Origin of the sequence: Cyclobacterium qasimii M12-11B, assembly GCF_000427295.1 — a bacterium.
GTDB classification, from domain to species: Bacteria; Bacteroidota; Bacteroidia; order Cytophagales; family Cyclobacteriaceae; genus Cyclobacterium; species Cyclobacterium qasimii.
Genome location: NZ_ATNM01000152.1, coordinates 25,996 through 40,437, shown reverse-complemented (window position 1 = coordinate 40,437; position 14,442 = coordinate 25,996). Strand labels below are relative to the sequence as shown.

15 protein-coding genes are annotated in these 14,442 nt (G+C 39.3%); 11 read left to right on the top strand and 4 right to left on the bottom strand.

Translation table 11 applies throughout. The features are described from left to right. Positions 1 to 356: 356 nt before the first annotated feature. Together ADICYQ_RS19965 and ADICYQ_RS19960 are read right to left on the bottom strand one after the other, a co-directional pair. Positions 357 to 1,118: an alpha/beta fold hydrolase gene (locus ADICYQ_RS19965; protein WP_020893543.1), complete on the bottom strand. Its 762-nt coding sequence runs from the start codon at positions 1,116 to 1,118 to the stop codon at positions 357 to 359. A 12-nt stretch (positions 1,119 to 1,130) separates the two neighbouring features. Then, positions 1,131 to 1,847: a pyridoxine 5'-phosphate synthase gene (locus ADICYQ_RS19960; RefSeq protein ID WP_020893542.1), complete on the bottom strand. Its 717-nt coding sequence runs from the start codon at positions 1,845 to 1,847 to the stop codon at positions 1,131 to 1,133. A 144-nt stretch (positions 1,848 to 1,991) separates the two neighbouring features. On the opposite strand from ADICYQ_RS19960, the gene ADICYQ_RS19955 reads away from it, so the two are divergent. From ADICYQ_RS19955 to ADICYQ_RS19905, 11 genes are all read left to right on the top strand, one after another. Continuing rightward, positions 1,992 to 2,444: a GatB/YqeY domain-containing protein gene (locus ADICYQ_RS19955; RefSeq protein ID WP_020893541.1), complete on the top strand. Its 453-nt coding sequence runs from the start codon at positions 1,992 to 1,994 to the stop codon at positions 2,442 to 2,444. 7 nt (positions 2,445 to 2,451) lie between these two features. Next, positions 2,452 to 2,997, top strand: coding sequence for a CvpA family protein (locus tag ADICYQ_RS19950; protein ID WP_040417230.1), 546 nt, complete (start codon positions 2,452 to 2,454; stop codon positions 2,995 to 2,997). Continuing rightward, complete coding sequence (locus tag ADICYQ_RS19945) at positions 2,981 to 3,571, top strand: anthranilate synthase component II (RefSeq protein WP_020893539.1); 591 nt, start codon at positions 2,981 to 2,983, stop codon at positions 3,569 to 3,571. Before ADICYQ_RS19950 ends, ADICYQ_RS19945 begins: the two co-directional genes overlap by 17 nt. A 135-nt stretch (positions 3,572 to 3,706) precedes the next feature. Then, on the top strand, positions 3,707 to 4,372 hold the full coding sequence (locus ADICYQ_RS19940; protein WP_020893538.1) for a CBS domain-containing protein: 666 nt from the start codon (positions 3,707 to 3,709) through the stop codon (positions 4,370 to 4,372). A 6-nt stretch (positions 4,373 to 4,378) separates the two neighbouring features. Next, positions 4,379 to 5,254, top strand: coding sequence for an NAD kinase (locus tag ADICYQ_RS19935; protein WP_020893537.1), 876 nt, complete (start codon positions 4,379 to 4,381; stop codon positions 5,252 to 5,254). 74 nt (positions 5,255 to 5,328) lie between these two features. Then, positions 5,329 to 6,087: a type IX secretion system protein PorG gene (gene porG / locus ADICYQ_RS19930; protein WP_040417228.1), complete on the top strand. Its 759-nt coding sequence runs from the start codon at positions 5,329 to 5,331 to the stop codon at positions 6,085 to 6,087. 82 nt (positions 6,088 to 6,169) lie between these two features. Further along, the gene (uppS, locus tag ADICYQ_RS19925; protein ID WP_020893535.1) at positions 6,170 to 6,913 is read left to right on the top strand and encodes an undecaprenyl pyrophosphate synthase; all 744 of its coding nucleotides are present in this window, start codon (positions 6,170 to 6,172) and stop codon (positions 6,911 to 6,913) included. Between the two features lie 84 nt (positions 6,914 to 6,997). Further along, positions 6,998 to 9,709 carry a BamA/OMP85 family outer membrane protein gene (locus ADICYQ_RS19920; protein WP_040417226.1) on the top strand — a complete coding sequence of 904 codons (2,712 nt, stop codon included), beginning with the start codon at positions 6,998 to 7,000 and terminating at the stop codon, positions 9,707 to 9,709. 2 nt (positions 9,710 to 9,711) lie between these two features. Further along, positions 9,712 to 10,236 carry an OmpH/Skp family outer membrane protein gene (locus ADICYQ_RS19915; RefSeq protein ID WP_040417224.1) on the top strand — a complete coding sequence of 175 codons (525 nt, stop codon included), beginning with the start codon at positions 9,712 to 9,714 and terminating at the stop codon, positions 10,234 to 10,236. Between the two features lie 21 nt (positions 10,237 to 10,257). Then, positions 10,258 to 10,812: an OmpH/Skp family outer membrane protein gene (locus ADICYQ_RS19910; RefSeq protein WP_020893532.1), complete on the top strand. Its 555-nt coding sequence runs from the start codon at positions 10,258 to 10,260 to the stop codon at positions 10,810 to 10,812. 85 nt (positions 10,813 to 10,897) lie between these two features. Then, complete coding sequence (locus ADICYQ_RS19905) at positions 10,898 to 11,281, top strand: hypothetical protein (protein WP_020893531.1); 384 nt, start codon at positions 10,898 to 10,900, stop codon at positions 11,279 to 11,281. A 216-nt stretch (positions 11,282 to 11,497) separates the two neighbouring features. On the opposite strand, the gene ADICYQ_RS19900 is transcribed toward ADICYQ_RS19905, so the two are convergent. Both ADICYQ_RS19900 and ADICYQ_RS19895 read right to left on the bottom strand, forming a co-directional pair. After that, a complete protein-coding gene (locus ADICYQ_RS19900) occupies positions 11,498 to 13,051 on the bottom strand; it encodes a leucine-rich repeat domain-containing protein (protein WP_020893530.1) in 1,554 nt (517 codons plus the stop codon). 174 nt (positions 13,052 to 13,225) lie between these two features. Continuing rightward, complete coding sequence (locus tag ADICYQ_RS19895) at positions 13,226 to 14,362, bottom strand: amidohydrolase family protein (RefSeq protein WP_040417222.1); 1,137 nt, start codon at positions 14,360 to 14,362, stop codon at positions 13,226 to 13,228. Between the last annotated feature and the right edge of the window lie 80 nt (positions 14,363 to 14,442).

The window sequence follows — 14,442 nt, the reverse complement described above, 5'->3', positions numbered from 1 at the left end:
TATAATTTCATTAATGAAGCTCATGTTCAACCCGTTTCAGGGTTGGAGTTTATAGGGGTGATTTCCGGTCCGTGAGTAAAACTCACGGTTATTATTGTTCAGGCCTTTAGGCCTGGGAAAGGGTAAAGCTTTATCTAAGGAAAGAAATATGAATGAATTGTAGGAAGCCTGTAGGGCTTCACCAACAATAATTACGGGTGAAAACCTGTGGACAGGATGAATCATCTTTTTTCCCCAATCCCAAATGGGTTGAACAAAAAAAGGGAGCCAATACCTATGTTGAAAAATCAGGGTACAAGCTCCCTAAAAATTAATTTTAAAGGACAATTATTCTATGAGAATTGAAGTGTACTGTTTCAGGTTCCAAGAAAAGTTTTTAAAGTAGCGATCACTGCTTCGGGCTGCTCTGCATGTAGCCAGTGGCCAGTATTTTTGATGTGGATAATGTGATGGTCAGGAAAAAGGGCTGCGATTTCTTCCTTGTCACTGCTTTTGATATAATCTGAATTGGCTCCTCCCATAAAAAGTGCAGGACCGGAAAAAGGCTTGTCAGCAGTTATTTTCTCGCCAACATTTTCGATTTGCTTGGTAATGATTGGTAGGTTGACTTTCCATGCAAAAACCCCTTCTTTTCTGGTAAGGTTTTTAAGTAGAAATTGGCGAATACCACGTTCAGGAATATATTCGGCCAGTTTGTCTTCGGCCTCTTTTCTGGAGGCGAGGGATTTTATGTCTACTGCATTAAGCGCTTCCAATATTGTCTGGTGGTGCACAGGATAAGGGCGGGGAGCAATATCCGCCACCACAAGTTTGTCCACCATTTCAGGGTATGTTAGGGCAAATTTCATTACCGTTTTTCCTCCCATAGAATGCCCCAGGAAACTGGCCTTTTGCAAACCTTCTGCCTCCATGAACTCCTTCAAGTCTTCTGCCATGGCTTTGTAATTCCAGGTATCACTGTGGGGGGAATCGCCATGGTTGCGTTGGTCCAGAAGATAGAGGGTAAAATTTTCCTCCAGCCCTTTGGCGATACTCATCCAGTTGTCCGCAGAACCAAAAAGGCCGTGCAGAATTACCAAAGGTTTTCCTGTACCGGTTTTTCTAAAGTTTAATGTCATGTTGGTTTGGTTTTATTCTTCCAATTGTCTGCGGTACATCTGTATGGTATTTTCAAGACCATAATACAGGGCATCACAGATAAGGGCATGTCCTATGGAAACTTCATCCAGGTAAGGAATTTGCTCTTTTAGAAATTTTAAATTGTGTAAATCCAGGTCATGGCCAGCATTCAAGCCCAGGCCTAATTCCCTTGCTATGGCTGCAACTTCCAGGTAGGGAGCGACGGCCTTTACTTTGTCCTTGTGATAAGTGCTCGCATAAGGTTCGGTGTACAGTTCCACCCTGTCTGTTCCTGTTTCTTTGGCAGGTTCAAAGTATTTGGTTTCCGGATTGATGAAAATAGAAGTCCTTACCCCATAGCTATGAAGTTCTGAAATAAGGTCTTTAAGCATGTCCTTGTGTTTGATGGTGTCCCAGCCGGTGTTGGAGGTGATGGCCTCCGGTGGATCCGGTACGAGCGTGGCTTGGGCAGGTTTGGCCAGACGAATAATCTCCATGTACCTTTTGTCTGGGTAGCCCTCAATATTGAATTCCGTGGTGACTTGATCTTTGAGTGCCAATACATCGTTATACCTGATATGTCTTTCATCGGGTCTTGGGTGTACTGTTATGCCTTGGGCACCAAATCGTTCTGCATCCAATGCAACCTGAACCAAGTCGGGATTATTATGGCCTCGGGCATTTCTTAGGGTGGCAATTTTATTTATGTTTACACTTAATTTCGTCATGTTCCAAATATCAGCTAATTTTGTGCTAAATTAAATATATTGCGTGAACATCGAAAATACCGATGAGAATAAGACGTTTTTAATTTTCACGTTCCGTAAAAGGACAATATCAGTTTTAAACTTTACAAGTCAAAAAGATAAGTCATGAGCTTAAAAACCAACATAGAGAAAGAAATCAAACAAGCAATGCTGGCCAAGGACAAAGACAGGTTGCGTGGATTGCGCGCTATCAAGTCCATGATCATGCTTGAAGAAACCAAGGGTGGAAATGAAAATGGCCTTTCAGAAGCTGAAGAATTGCAAATTTTGATCAAAGCAGCCAAACAAAGGAAAGATTCCATAGAAATTTTTGAAAAACAAGACAGGAAAGACCTTGCTGAAGTAGAGGCTACTGAACTGGAAGTGATCAATGAATTTCTTCCCAAGCAGCTTAGTGATGAAGAATTGACTGTTGAACTAGAAGCTATCATTAGCCAAACAGGTGCTTCAGGTCCTAAAGACATGGGGAAAGTTATGGGAATGGCGACGAAAAAACTGGCAGGAATTGCGGATGGAAAAGCAATTTCTCAAAAAGTAAAGGCTTTATTAAACCCGTAAAGATATTTTGAGCACGATAGACATAATCATATTAGGCATGCTGGCCGTTGGGGCCTTTAGTGGCTACCGTCAGGGGCTGTTTATAGGGATTTTGTCTATCCTGGCTTTTTTTATTGGCATTGTTCTGGCTTTTCGGTTTATGAATTGGGGAGCAGAACTCCTTACTGATAAAGTAGAAAGCCTGACTTTTATGCTCCCATTTGTAGCTTTTGTATTGATCTTTCTGGCCGTAACGATCACCATCAGAATATTGGCTTTTGTTGTTAAAAAAGCACTTGACCTGACCATATTGGGCACATTTGATAGTTTTGCAGGAGCAATTTTAGGCATCTTTAAATGGAGCATCATGATCAGTCTTTTGATTTGGGTGGCCAACTCCTTTGAATTTCAGGTGCCGCCCGAAATGAAGAAAAATGCAGTCATCTATCCAGTTATTGTGCCTGTAGCGCCAACGATGGTTTCCGTTTTGGATGATTATACGCCTATAATAGATACGGCCATAGCCACTATCAAAGAACTCGTAAATAGCTCTTCCAGTGATCTTGTTAATTGATAACTTTGATTCTTTTGCCCATATCCTGGCAGATTATTTCAGGAGGACGGGTGAACAGGTTACTGTTTTGCGAAACAATGTAAGCCTGGAAGAGATAAATCAACTTCATTTTTCTGCCTTGGTTATTTCTCCAGGACCAGAAACGCCTGAGAAAGCAGGCAATTTAATGGAAATCTTGGCCCATTATTATGACAAAGTACCTGTTTTGGGGATTTGTCTGGGGCATCAGGCAATAGGTACTTTTTTCGGGGCTCAATTAATTAGAAGCTCCTGGCCCATGCATGGTAAAATCTCTACTGTTTTCCGAAAAAAACAGCATGAAGTGTTAAAGGATTTACCCGAGACCTTTAAAGTTACCCGCTATCATTCCCTGGAATTAGAAAATCTACCCGATTGTTTATCGCTTATTCTCGAAGGAGAGAAAGGAGAAATTATGATGCTTGCTCATAAGGAGCTGCCTATTTTAGGTTTTCAGTTTCATCCGGAAGCGCACCTTACAGAATACGGAGAAGCGCTTATCCAGAATTGGGTAAGTCTCATAAAAGAGTTAAAAATCCCTCAAATTCATTATTAATTACTTTTAAACCATTTTTTTAATAGGGCCATTAGGGTAATTGGACTGCCAAAAAGGGTAAGAAATTTAGTATTTTGAACCAAGGAGGGCTAGAACTCGTTTTATTTTTCGAATCCTTTTAATACCTTTAGCTACATGCGGGCAATAGAATTTATAAACAACCTTATTCCCCCCCTAAAATTTACGGACAAAGTAAAGTTAGGGCTTTCTTGGATGGAAGAGATCAGGACGGACATATTACCTGTGGTAGACAAAGGTGCATTTAAGGGTTTTATCACCGATGAGATCATTTATGAACTCAATGATCCGGAGCTAAATCTAGCACATATAGAATTGGTGGGGAGTGCGAGTATCGTGCAGGAAGACCGGCATATCTATGAAGTATTAAGAGTATCTTCAGAAAATCAGGTAAGCATGGTTGCCGTGTTGGATAAGGAGTTGAAGTACTTGGGTGTTGTCACACAGGAAGGCGCTATTTCTGCCTTTACGGAAAGTATTTCAATCCAGTCACAAGGGGGAGTGTTGATTTTGTCCATGTTTATGACAGACTATAGCCTGTATGATATAGCCAGGGTGGTAGAGTCCGAAAACGCAAAAATTCTTAGCAGCTTTATTTCCGATGACCCACTTGATGACAGTAAAATCAAAGTAACACTAAAAATTGATCAAGTAGAGCTTCGACATATCAAAGCTACATTGGAACGTTTCGGGTACAGGGTTATAGACCAGTACCAGGAAGAAGACGGTATCAGTAGCGATCAGGATCGTCTAGGCAACTTGATGCGATTTTTAGATATCTGATCCTACATGAACATATTACTTCACGGTATCAATATATCCTCTCAGTTTCAAACCTGTATTCACCAATTGATTCAAGCCTTTGAAAAAAGCGGATCAAAAGTACAGTTAACAAAAAACCTATATAATTCTATCCGAAAGAAGGGAGGCTTAAGCCCAGCTGCAACGATGCTTGGAGCAAAGGAAGAACTAGCGGATATAGATGTGGTCATATCCATTGGAGGAGATGGTACCCTTTTGGATACCATTTCACTTATTGGGGCTTATGAAACACCTGTTTTGGGAATAAATACGGGTAGAATGGGCTTTTTGGCTACTATTGCCAAGGAAGACATAGATGCTGCCGTTTCAGATCTTTTGGAAAACCGCTATTCTTTGGAGGACAGGAGTCTGGTAAAGTTAGAGTCTAGTGTCCCTCTATTTAAAGGCTTGAATTTTGGCCTGAATGAGTTCACCATTCACAAAAGAGACACCTCCTCGATGATCACCGTACATACTTATATAGATGGAGATTATCTTAATAGTTACTGGGCAGATGGGCTCATCGTATCCACACCCACAGGTTCTACAGGCTACTCGCTGAGTTGTGGAGGACCTTTGATATCACCCCTAGCGAAAAATTTTGTAATTACCCCTGTAAGTCCACACAACCTGAATGTCAGGCCGATTGTGGTTTCTGATGATAGTGAAATCTCCTTTAAAATAGAAGGAAGGAGTGAAAAATTCCTTGTATCTTTAGATTCCAGATCTGCGCCCATAGATGCGTCAGTGGAACTTAAAATCAAAAAAGAAATATTTGTTGCGAAGCTTGTTAAGTTTCACAATTACAGCTTCTTTGACACCCTGAGACAAAAATTGAACTGGGGATATGACATGAGAAACTAGTTTTAACAATATTTAACCCACACTATACTTAGTAGGGTTTTTTATTCGTTGGGTAGTTTATAAATTGCAACGACTTGAATAAATCCAGGTTTTACACATTAGCACTATTGGCTGTCTTTGGTCTTTTAAGTTTGGGAACTACCCAAATGGCAAAAGCCCAACAACATGAAATAGGTTTAGGATTAGGAGCGGGAGCTTATACCGGAGATATTCTTCGGATGATAGACCCGAACCAACTTGGTATTCAAGGAACGTTATTTGGCAGACGAAATTTTGACAATGCTTGGAGCTTGAGAGCAGGGTTTACCGTGTCCCGTTTAAATGGGGCGGATAGCATAAGCCCTATTGATCAGGTGGCGATGGTCAGGAATGCCTTTTTTAAAGGTACAATGGCAGAAGTATCTGCTACGATGGAATTCCATTTTCTCGATTATATGAGCCACAAGTCTACCAGCAGGTTTTCACCTTTTGGCTTTTTTGGCCTTGGTTATGGAATGTTTATCGGCGAAGGTCAAACCTATGAAGCAGACCCTCAGCCGGGAAACTATACACTAGGTACCGTTATTGTCCCTTTCGGGGCAGGCATCAAGTACAAGCTTAAGGATCGAATTTTACTTTCCCTTGAAGGTGGAGCAAAAGCAACCTTTACTGATAATCTAGATAAAATTGGTAATGAGACCCTATATCTACCTCGATATAGAACTGACCCCGGCACTGGAAATCAAGTGTTAGACCCCACAAGTATAAATTTTGGTAATCAATCTGACCGTGATTGGTATTACTTTTTAGGTTTTACCATCAGCTATTCCTTCCATCAGATCAAGTGCTACTAGTACAATAATTGACCTCAGGATAGAATTTTTAAAAAAGAAGTGTCATTTTTGTAAATCAATTGAACCAACAGAGAATTTTGGAATGAAGGAAGTGATTGACAAGGGCAATATTCCCCGACATATTGCAATTATAATGGATGGCAATGGGCGTTGGGCCCAAAAGAAAGGTGCCATGCGAATATTTGGTCATAGAAATGCTATGGCTGCCGTAAGGGATGCCATAGAAGGATCAGCAGAATTGGGTGTAGATTACATCACCTTGTATGCCTTTTCTACAGAAAACTGGTCCAGGCCCAAAGAAGAGGTAGATGCTTTAATGGGTATATTGGTAGAAGCCATTACCGATGAAGTGCCAACGATGATGAAAAATAACATCAAGTTGGAAACAATAGGTGATATTGATAGCCTTCCAGATTCGTGCATAAAGCACTTGAAAATGGGAAAAGCTAAAACAAAGGACAATACCGGTATGACTGTAGTGCTGGCATTGAGTTATAGTGGCCGATGGGAAATAGAGAAGGCCGTTCAGAAAATTGTCAAAAAAGTAGTTAGCGGGGAGTTATCAGCGGAAGCTATCAATCAAGAATTGATTGGAGCCCATTTGAACACTGCCAATATACCAGATCCGGAACTGCTGATAAGAACCAGTGGTGAAATAAGGATCAGCAACTTTATGTTATGGCAATTGGCCTATACAGAATTATATTTTACAGAAGTGCTTTGGCCGGATTTTCGGAAAAAGGACTTACATGAAGCCATACTTGCCTTTCAAAAAAGAGAAAGACGGTTTGGGAAAACGGGAGCTCAGACAAAGAGCTCTAATTGACAATACTTGTTCTGAAAGAAGTGAGTTTCAGAATTATTGCTGCCTTGGAATAACTAAAACCGAGGTTAAATTTTATAGTTTGAAATGAAAAAGAATTTAATAATTATTTACTTGCTGCTATTGACCGGAGTGGCAGAGGCCCAAATCAGATTGGGACAAAGCCGGTATTCCAATCAGGAGCCGGTAAATATTATAGACCTTAGTTATTCCAGCCCTAAAAAGTATCGGATAGCTGAAATAGAAGCCGTAGGTTTAAGCACACTTGATGAGACAGCCATTATTTCATTGGCAGGGCTCCGAGTAGATGATCAAATCAGTGTTCCAGGTGATGCTATTTCCGGAGCGCTTAAAAAGCTTTGGGCCCAGGGGATTATTGGGGATGTGAAAATCCTGGTAACGAAAATTGAAGGGGATGACATTTACCTTTTATTAGACCTTACAGAGAGACCTCGTTTCAGTCGATTTGACTTTACAGGGATTAATAAAACCCAGGAAGGCGAATTAAAGGACAAGGTTAATATCACTGGCCGTGTGGTTAGGGACGATGTACTTAATACCGCTCAACGAAATATTAAGGAATATTTTGTAGGAAAGGGCTTCTTAAATACTGAGGTAAAAGTGGTTCAGGAAAGAGATACTACTCTTCCGAATAGCGTGAAACTTCGGTTTGACGTAGAGAAGAAGAGCAAAGTACGTATCAATGAAATAAGCTTTGAAGGCAATGAGAACATTGCAGACAATCGCCTTAAGAAAAAAATGAAAGGTACCCATGAGCATGCTCGGGTATATATTTTCAAAGACCTTTTGTCTCGCTTGCTGAATGCCAATCCAAAAAATATTGGTACCGCAGTGGCCAAGAGAAATCCTGTGACGGATGAAGAGGTTAAAGCCTATATCAATAAGAATTTCAAGCTCAACTTCTTTAATGGTTCTAAATTTGTAAAAAGCGATTACCGGGATGATAAAAATGCCCTTGTTGCTTTTTATAACAATCGAGGATATAGAGACGCAGAGATTTTATCGGATAGTGTTTTCAGATTTGATGACAGTCGGATCAATATCGACATAGAAATAGAAGAAGGTAAACAGTATTACTACAGAAATATTACCTTTTCAGGAAATTATATCCATACCACCGCAGAGCTTCAAGCAAAGCTGGGGATTTTTGATGGAGACATTTACAACAAAGAAAAACTGGACAAAAGGCTGAATTACGATCCACAAAAAGGAGATGATGTCAGTTCTTTGTACCAAGACAATGGTTACCTGTTTTTTACCATTGACCCGGTGGAGGTCAATATTCAAGCCGATTCTATAGATATAGAATTAAGGATATTTGAAGGACCACAAGTAACGGTAAACAGTGTATCTATAGAAGGAAATGAGCGTACAAGTGACCATGTAGTCATGCGTGAAATACGTATTCTTCCAGGACAAAAATTTGATAGAAGTGCGCTGGTAAGAACCATTCGTGAGCTTTCCCAGATCGGTTACTTTAATCCAGAGAATATAGAACCAGACATGCGTCCAAATTTTGAGGATGCTACTGTAGACATTACCTTCCAATTAGAAGAGCGGCCGAATGACCAGATCGAACTTTCCGGAGGTTGGGGTGGACTATTTGGTTTTGTGGGTACTGTAGGACTTACTTTCAATAACTTCTCTATTAAAAATATCAAGGACTTCTCTAAGTGGAGGCCACTTCCAGTAGGAGATGGTCAAAAGCTTTCATTGAGGGTTCAGGCCAATGGTCGTAGTTTTCAAAACTATAGCATGTCCTTTACTGAACCTTGGTTTGGTGGTAAGAAACCAAATGCCCTTAGTGTTAGTTTCAACCATTCTGTTCAAAGACAAATTGACTTTTATAGTCAAACCAACTTTGGCCAGGAGCTAGGATCCTTTAAGATTACAGGAGCATCAATTGGTCTTGCGAAAAGGGTAACCTGGCCTGATGATTATTTCCAAATCAGCAATAGCTTGCAATTCCAGAATTATAATTTCGACGAATATGGAAATTATTTTGGATTGAGTTTCAACACAGGTAATGCAAAAAGTGTGGCACTGAACACCACCATTTCAAGGAATAATATTGACAACCCGATTTATCCGAGGTTCGGTTCAAACATTACTTTAAGTTCGACTCTTACCCCTCCATATGCGGCATTGAACAATGGCCTGACAACTGAATCAACTGATCAGGAAAAATACCAATGGCTTGAATACCACAAATGGATGTTTGATGCATCTCTATATACACCGGTATTGGGTTCTACCAAATTGGTGTTGAGCGCAAGAACTCACCTGGGTTTCTTAGGTTCTTATGGTACCAAAACGGGAATCATTCCTTTGGAACGCTTTGTACTTGGTGGAGATGGTATGAACATGATGAACTTTGCTTTGGGTCAGGAAATCATTGGTCTTAGAGGTTATGAAAACCAATCCATCACACCAGGTAAAGAGTATAGAAATCAACCTAATGCTCCAATACCTTATGGTGGAGTAGTGTATAACAAACATGTGATGGAACTTCGTTATCTTGTATCTCCTAATCCGTCAGCTACCATATTCTTACTTGGTTTTGCAGAGGCTGGTAATAACTGGGGAAATTACCAAGATTACAATCCATATGATTTAAAGAAATCTGCCGGTTTTGGTGCGAGAATATTTATGCCAGCATTTGGCCTGCTAGGCATTGACTGGGGTTACGGATTTGATGGTGTAGCTACATCGGCCGATCCAAATCCAGGACCAAGCGGTGGAATGTTCCACTTTACAATTGGTCAACAATTCAGATAATTATGGAAAAGTCCCTGAAATTGTTATTTTTGCTTACGTTTTTGCCCATTGTGCTCATGGGACAGAAATTAGGCTATGTTGATACAGAATATATTCTCAACAAACATCCGGATTACAAAAAGATTCAGGGGGAAATGGAAGCCTTAAGTACAGAGTGGAAAAAAGAGGCACAAAATTTGGAAGAAGGAATACAACAAATGTACAGTGACCTTCAGGGAGAGCAGGTTTTGCTTACTGAAGAGATGTACCAGGAAAGACTGGCACTAATAAGAGAGAAACAAAAAGAGGCCAGAGCCTTCAATAATAGGATATTTGGTGACAATGGGCAACTGTATCAAAAACAAGCAGAATTGCTGCAGCCATTGCAATCCACCATTTATGATGCGATTGATAGGGTCTCCAAAAGGAATGGCATTGCCATTTTGTTTGACAAAGCATCTAGTCCAACGTCTATAATTTATACGGACCCACGACATGATTACTCAGATTTTATTATAGAAGAATTAGGATTAGAAGAAAACAATTAAAATTAACCAAGTTTAACAATTATGAAAGCAAGAATTTTCCTATCAGCAATTGCCCTCTTTTGCTTTGGATTTGTAGCAAATGCACAAGACGTCAAAATCGGGTATACCAATGTGGAATATATCATGAGTTTGATGCCAGAGATGGAGCAGATAGACGCTGATATCAAAGATTATAGCAACCAGTTAGGTCAACAAATCCAGACCAAAGGAGCCGATTTTCAACAGAAAGCTGCGGCATTCCAACAAGCTGCGCCTAACATGACTGATGACGCTAGGAATGCTAAGCAACAAGAATTGCAAGGTTTACAAGCAGAGATCCAAAAGTTTGAACAAGATGCGCAGTCTTCTTATCAAAGAAAACTTCAGGAGTTATTGGAGCCTGTACAAACCAAGGTGTACAACGCAATCAATTCAGTAGCAGCAGAAAATAACTACTCTCATATCTTATCTGAAGCTGCAGGTCAGGCACCAGTTCTTTTGTATACAAAAGACAACGATCCTTTTACAGATCTTGTTTTGGCAAAATTAGGTGTTGAAGCACCAGCAGCAGCTCCAGCAGGACCTGGCGCTAATTAATTGCCTATTTTAAAATATTTTATGCCCGGTTGCTTTATAGTGACCGGGCTTTTTTTATTTTTGGACTCACACTATAAATAACCTTATGTACTGGAAATTTTTGATTGTCTGTTTTTTAGGAAGTACTCCACTTTTGGCTCAGGAGGAAAAGTCTTATGATCTCGAGGTGATGGAGGTAATGCTTGATGCTGAGGTAAGCGGCTATCGCTCTTTTAAATATGCGATAAAGAACAATGGGCCTGAAGCTGCTCCTGCCGGGAGTTATCAGGTGTTTTTCAAGGTAAATGGTAAGATGATTAGTTTTGACACCAAAACGACGACCATGAAAGCGGGTCAATCGTTGATTTACACCGCAGGAGAAAAATACCGCGCCAATCAACCCGGTAAAAAATTGAAATATCGCTTGATTATAAAAGCAAAGGATAGCAATAAGAGCAACAATAAGCTTAAAGGAGAGATTGTCCTTTAGTCTTTCATCAAGTAATAAAATTCGATAATAAACCAATAGCTGAATAAGACCAGTTTACCCATGCAAATTTAAACTTTGCATGGGATTACAATGCATAAATTCCAAAATAGCTTGTTATCCCTGTGATGGCAAGCTATTTTAATTGAGATCAGTCTATTTTTTTTTAACTACTAATATGTTAAAACTACTTTCCTCCAAGGGTGTTCGCATAAAACGCTATTTACTACATTTCCCATTCAGGAAATCGTTTATTTTTGGATTGTACGCATTTTTGGATATGTCTGTATTATAAGGTGTATTAGTAGTAAACAACTTGTTTAAAGCACATAAATCTTCTAATTTATCATTGTACCGGATATCAAATATGTTCCCTATAGTAGATAAATTATCCAAGCCTTTTAAGGATTTTAGGTTTGCGTTAAAATCTATTAGTAGCCTTCCCTTGATGGTCGTTAAGTTTTCCAAACCTTCTAGGTTGCCTAATTTAAATATCTTTCTAATGGAAAGGTGTCCCTGCAATTCTTCTCTTACTGGAAGGTCTTTTAAGCTTTCTAAACCGCTGATCTCATTTAAAATTAATGAACCTGTTATTTTAAAATCTTTGGGAAATTTGTTGGTGAAATTATCTATTTCCATAAAAGAAAGGTGTAGGGTATTAATTTCTTTTAATGGGCTAAAAATTTCCCAAAAAGGTTTCAACTTTGGGTTTCTACTTACACTAAATGAATTGAAAGTTGTTAACTTTTCCAAATCCCCAATAGACCGAAGGTTTATATTATCCTCAATTTCAATCTCAGGACAATTTTGTAGATTATTCAACCCTTCTAAACTAGTTAGACTGTTATTTCCTCCGATGCCTAAGGATTTTGTTATAGTAACAAGATTTTCCAAACCATTGAGGTTGTTTATTTTTGAATTTTCATAAATATAAATCTGGTTTTTTACTTCTCTGAGATTTGATAATCCTTCTAAAGATTCTAGAATAGGGTTGTTGAGAATATGTAGGAATTTCACAGTGTTGAGGCTGTGTAAACCTTTAATACTTATTAAGTGGGGATTTAGTGAAATAAAGAGGATTTCAATTTCCTGAATAGATTGGAGGGGAGATAAATCCAGTTCCTCTTCACTGTGCATTATCTTCACTGTGCCTTTTATATTTGAATAGCAGCGTGCGCCAAATTCATCAATGCTTTTTTGATTTGGCATATGGATGTTGCCCTCAAATGTTCCACCCACAAAAGAGATTTCTTTCCTAAAAGTAACTTCTTCGTCGCTTAGACCAAAGTCTGCTGGGGTATAGCATCTTGTCGATAAAGCCGTTGCATAAATAATATTGTCTTGGTTTTTTAGTGTTTCAAATTGGAAGGGGACTGGTTTTGGTATTCTTGATGAAAACGGAGCATCTTGTAGTGGTGTAGCATAAGTCACATTACCATTTTCATCCATAAGTAATAATTTCCCTAATTTATAGTTCCCTGTTGCTAGGTTGTTAATTGTTAAGTGAATGGTATATTCCTCTAGAGAAAAATCCTCAAACTTTTTGGGATACCCTTCGATTATTCCATTTTCATTTTCAATGGATACCCAGATGGATTCAATATCATCTATTCGTTCTGAAGAAAGGTTGGATCTAAAGCAGCCTTCAATGTCAATTACCAAGGAAATATCCCCATTGGGTGGAATTTCGGGTAGTGGTTCTTTTTTGCAGGATACCCCAAAAAAAATCACTAGTATTACAGCTAGTAGACTGGTAAAGCGGAAATTATTCATGGAAAAAATTATAAATATAAAAATGAGGCACTGATTTTAGTGACTAAATTAAAACAAGTAAAATTAAAAAATAATTTCTGTAGTTTATTATCAAATATAATGTTTCAATTCAGTCGAATAACAAATTTGTTTTAAGGTCATTAAGTGTTTTGTAGGTATCAAAAAATCATAGGGTCAATCCGGAAAAAGGCTTTTGTCCATATTGGGAACAATTCGCAAGGCGTTTTTATAATAAACCTTCTTGAGGACTTCATCCGGTAACCCTAAGCCATACATGCGCCAATAGGCATGATATTTCTTGTAGTAAGGGAAATATTCATCTTCGGTTTCCAAGACCCTGAAATAGGTGTAAAACTCTTCCTGGTTGTAGGAATCTTTCCCAAAAAGGATTCTGTCCTGGTAGTCGATAAAAAACTTTTTAGCCGCCTTTGGCTGACGGCCAAATTCAGCAATAACAGCTGCTATTCCAAAGTTTACATTTGGATACTTATCCAGGTGCTTTGCAGCCTTTGCCAGGTCATTGGCCATCCAACCCATGTGGGCATTGATAAAGGTGGTATTGCTATGCTTTTTAAAGACGGCATGCTGTTCTGCAATGATCTGCTCGAATGGCGCTGGATTGTCAGCAGCTCTTTTCCTGTTGGGACGTAATTTTAGTTCCAGCCAGCGTTCGTTGTTGCCATCCATGGGATCCCAAAAGGAGGCAGGATCTGCAGCATGGATCAATACCGGAATGCCTAGTTCTCCACATTTGGCCCAGATGGCATCCAAATCTGGATGATTGATGGGTACCCTTTTACCATTGACGTCTTTGACGTTTAAACCCAGGCTTTTGAATATTTTTAAACCATTGGCTCCATTTTTAACATCTGCTTCTAGTTCAGCTACTGCCTTTTCTTTCCATTCCTGGGTCCCAAACCCGCTGAAGGATAAGTTCGTGAAAACGATAAACCTTCCGGGTGCTTGGGCATTAAATTGACGGATCATGGAATTGAGGTATTCCTGGGCTTCGCTGTCAGCTCTATTTCTTGAAGAACCTTTACCGCTTAGGTTTACCATGGTGGCCATGTTCAGCTCATCCATTTCCTTAATCAATCTCGTAATGAGTGCCTCATTTACATTGGATTGGTGACTGTGGATATCCACAAAAGGGTATTTTGCCCTTGTCACAGGGTTTTCAGGTACCACAAGAGTGGATTGAGGATTGTAGGATTCAAAATCCATTTCCTGTGAAAACAAAGAGTTGTCTAAGGAGCTTACTAGAAATAGGATTAGGAAAAGAGGAATTGTGTCGTAAAAATGCTTTTTCATGGGCTTTGGAAAGTATCATTAAGAAAAGTTAATTTAAAACTTAATTCACAATCTTCAAGCTGAATACCAGTACTTTTGTC

Excerpts from the sequence above, each read along its gene's own strand:
- ADICYQ_RS19965 (WP_020893543.1), bottom strand. The coding sequence starts at position 1,118 with ATGACATTAAACTTTAGAAAAACCGGTACAGGAAAACCTTTGGTAATT.
- ADICYQ_RS19960 (WP_020893542.1), bottom strand. The coding sequence starts at position 1,847 with ATGACGAAATTAAGTGTAAACATAAATAAAATTGCCACCCTAAGAAAT.
- ADICYQ_RS19955 (WP_020893541.1), top strand. The coding sequence starts at position 1,992 with ATGAGCTTAAAAACCAACATAGAGAAAGAAATCAAACAAGCAATGCTG.
- ADICYQ_RS19940 (WP_020893538.1), top strand. The coding sequence starts at position 3,707 with ATGCGGGCAATAGAATTTATAAACAACCTTATTCCCCCCCTAAAATTT.
- ADICYQ_RS19935 (WP_020893537.1), top strand. The coding sequence starts at position 4,379 with ATGAACATATTACTTCACGGTATCAATATATCCTCTCAGTTTCAAACC.
- uppS (WP_020893535.1), top strand. The coding sequence starts at position 6,170 with ATGAAGGAAGTGATTGACAAGGGCAATATTCCCCGACATATTGCAATT.
- ADICYQ_RS19920 (WP_040417226.1), top strand. The coding sequence starts at position 6,998 with ATGAAAAAGAATTTAATAATTATTTACTTGCTGCTATTGACCGGAGTG.
- ADICYQ_RS19915 (WP_040417224.1), top strand. The coding sequence starts at position 9,712 with ATGGAAAAGTCCCTGAAATTGTTATTTTTGCTTACGTTTTTGCCCATT.
- ADICYQ_RS19910 (WP_020893532.1), top strand. The coding sequence starts at position 10,258 with ATGAAAGCAAGAATTTTCCTATCAGCAATTGCCCTCTTTTGCTTTGGA.
- ADICYQ_RS19905 (WP_020893531.1), top strand. The coding sequence starts at position 10,898 with ATGTACTGGAAATTTTTGATTGTCTGTTTTTTAGGAAGTACTCCACTT.
- ADICYQ_RS19900 (WP_020893530.1), bottom strand. The coding sequence starts at position 13,051 with ATGAATAATTTCCGCTTTACCAGTCTACTAGCTGTAATACTAGTGATT.
- ADICYQ_RS19895 (WP_040417222.1), bottom strand. The coding sequence starts at position 14,362 with ATGAAAAAGCATTTTTACGACACAATTCCTCTTTTCCTAATCCTATTT.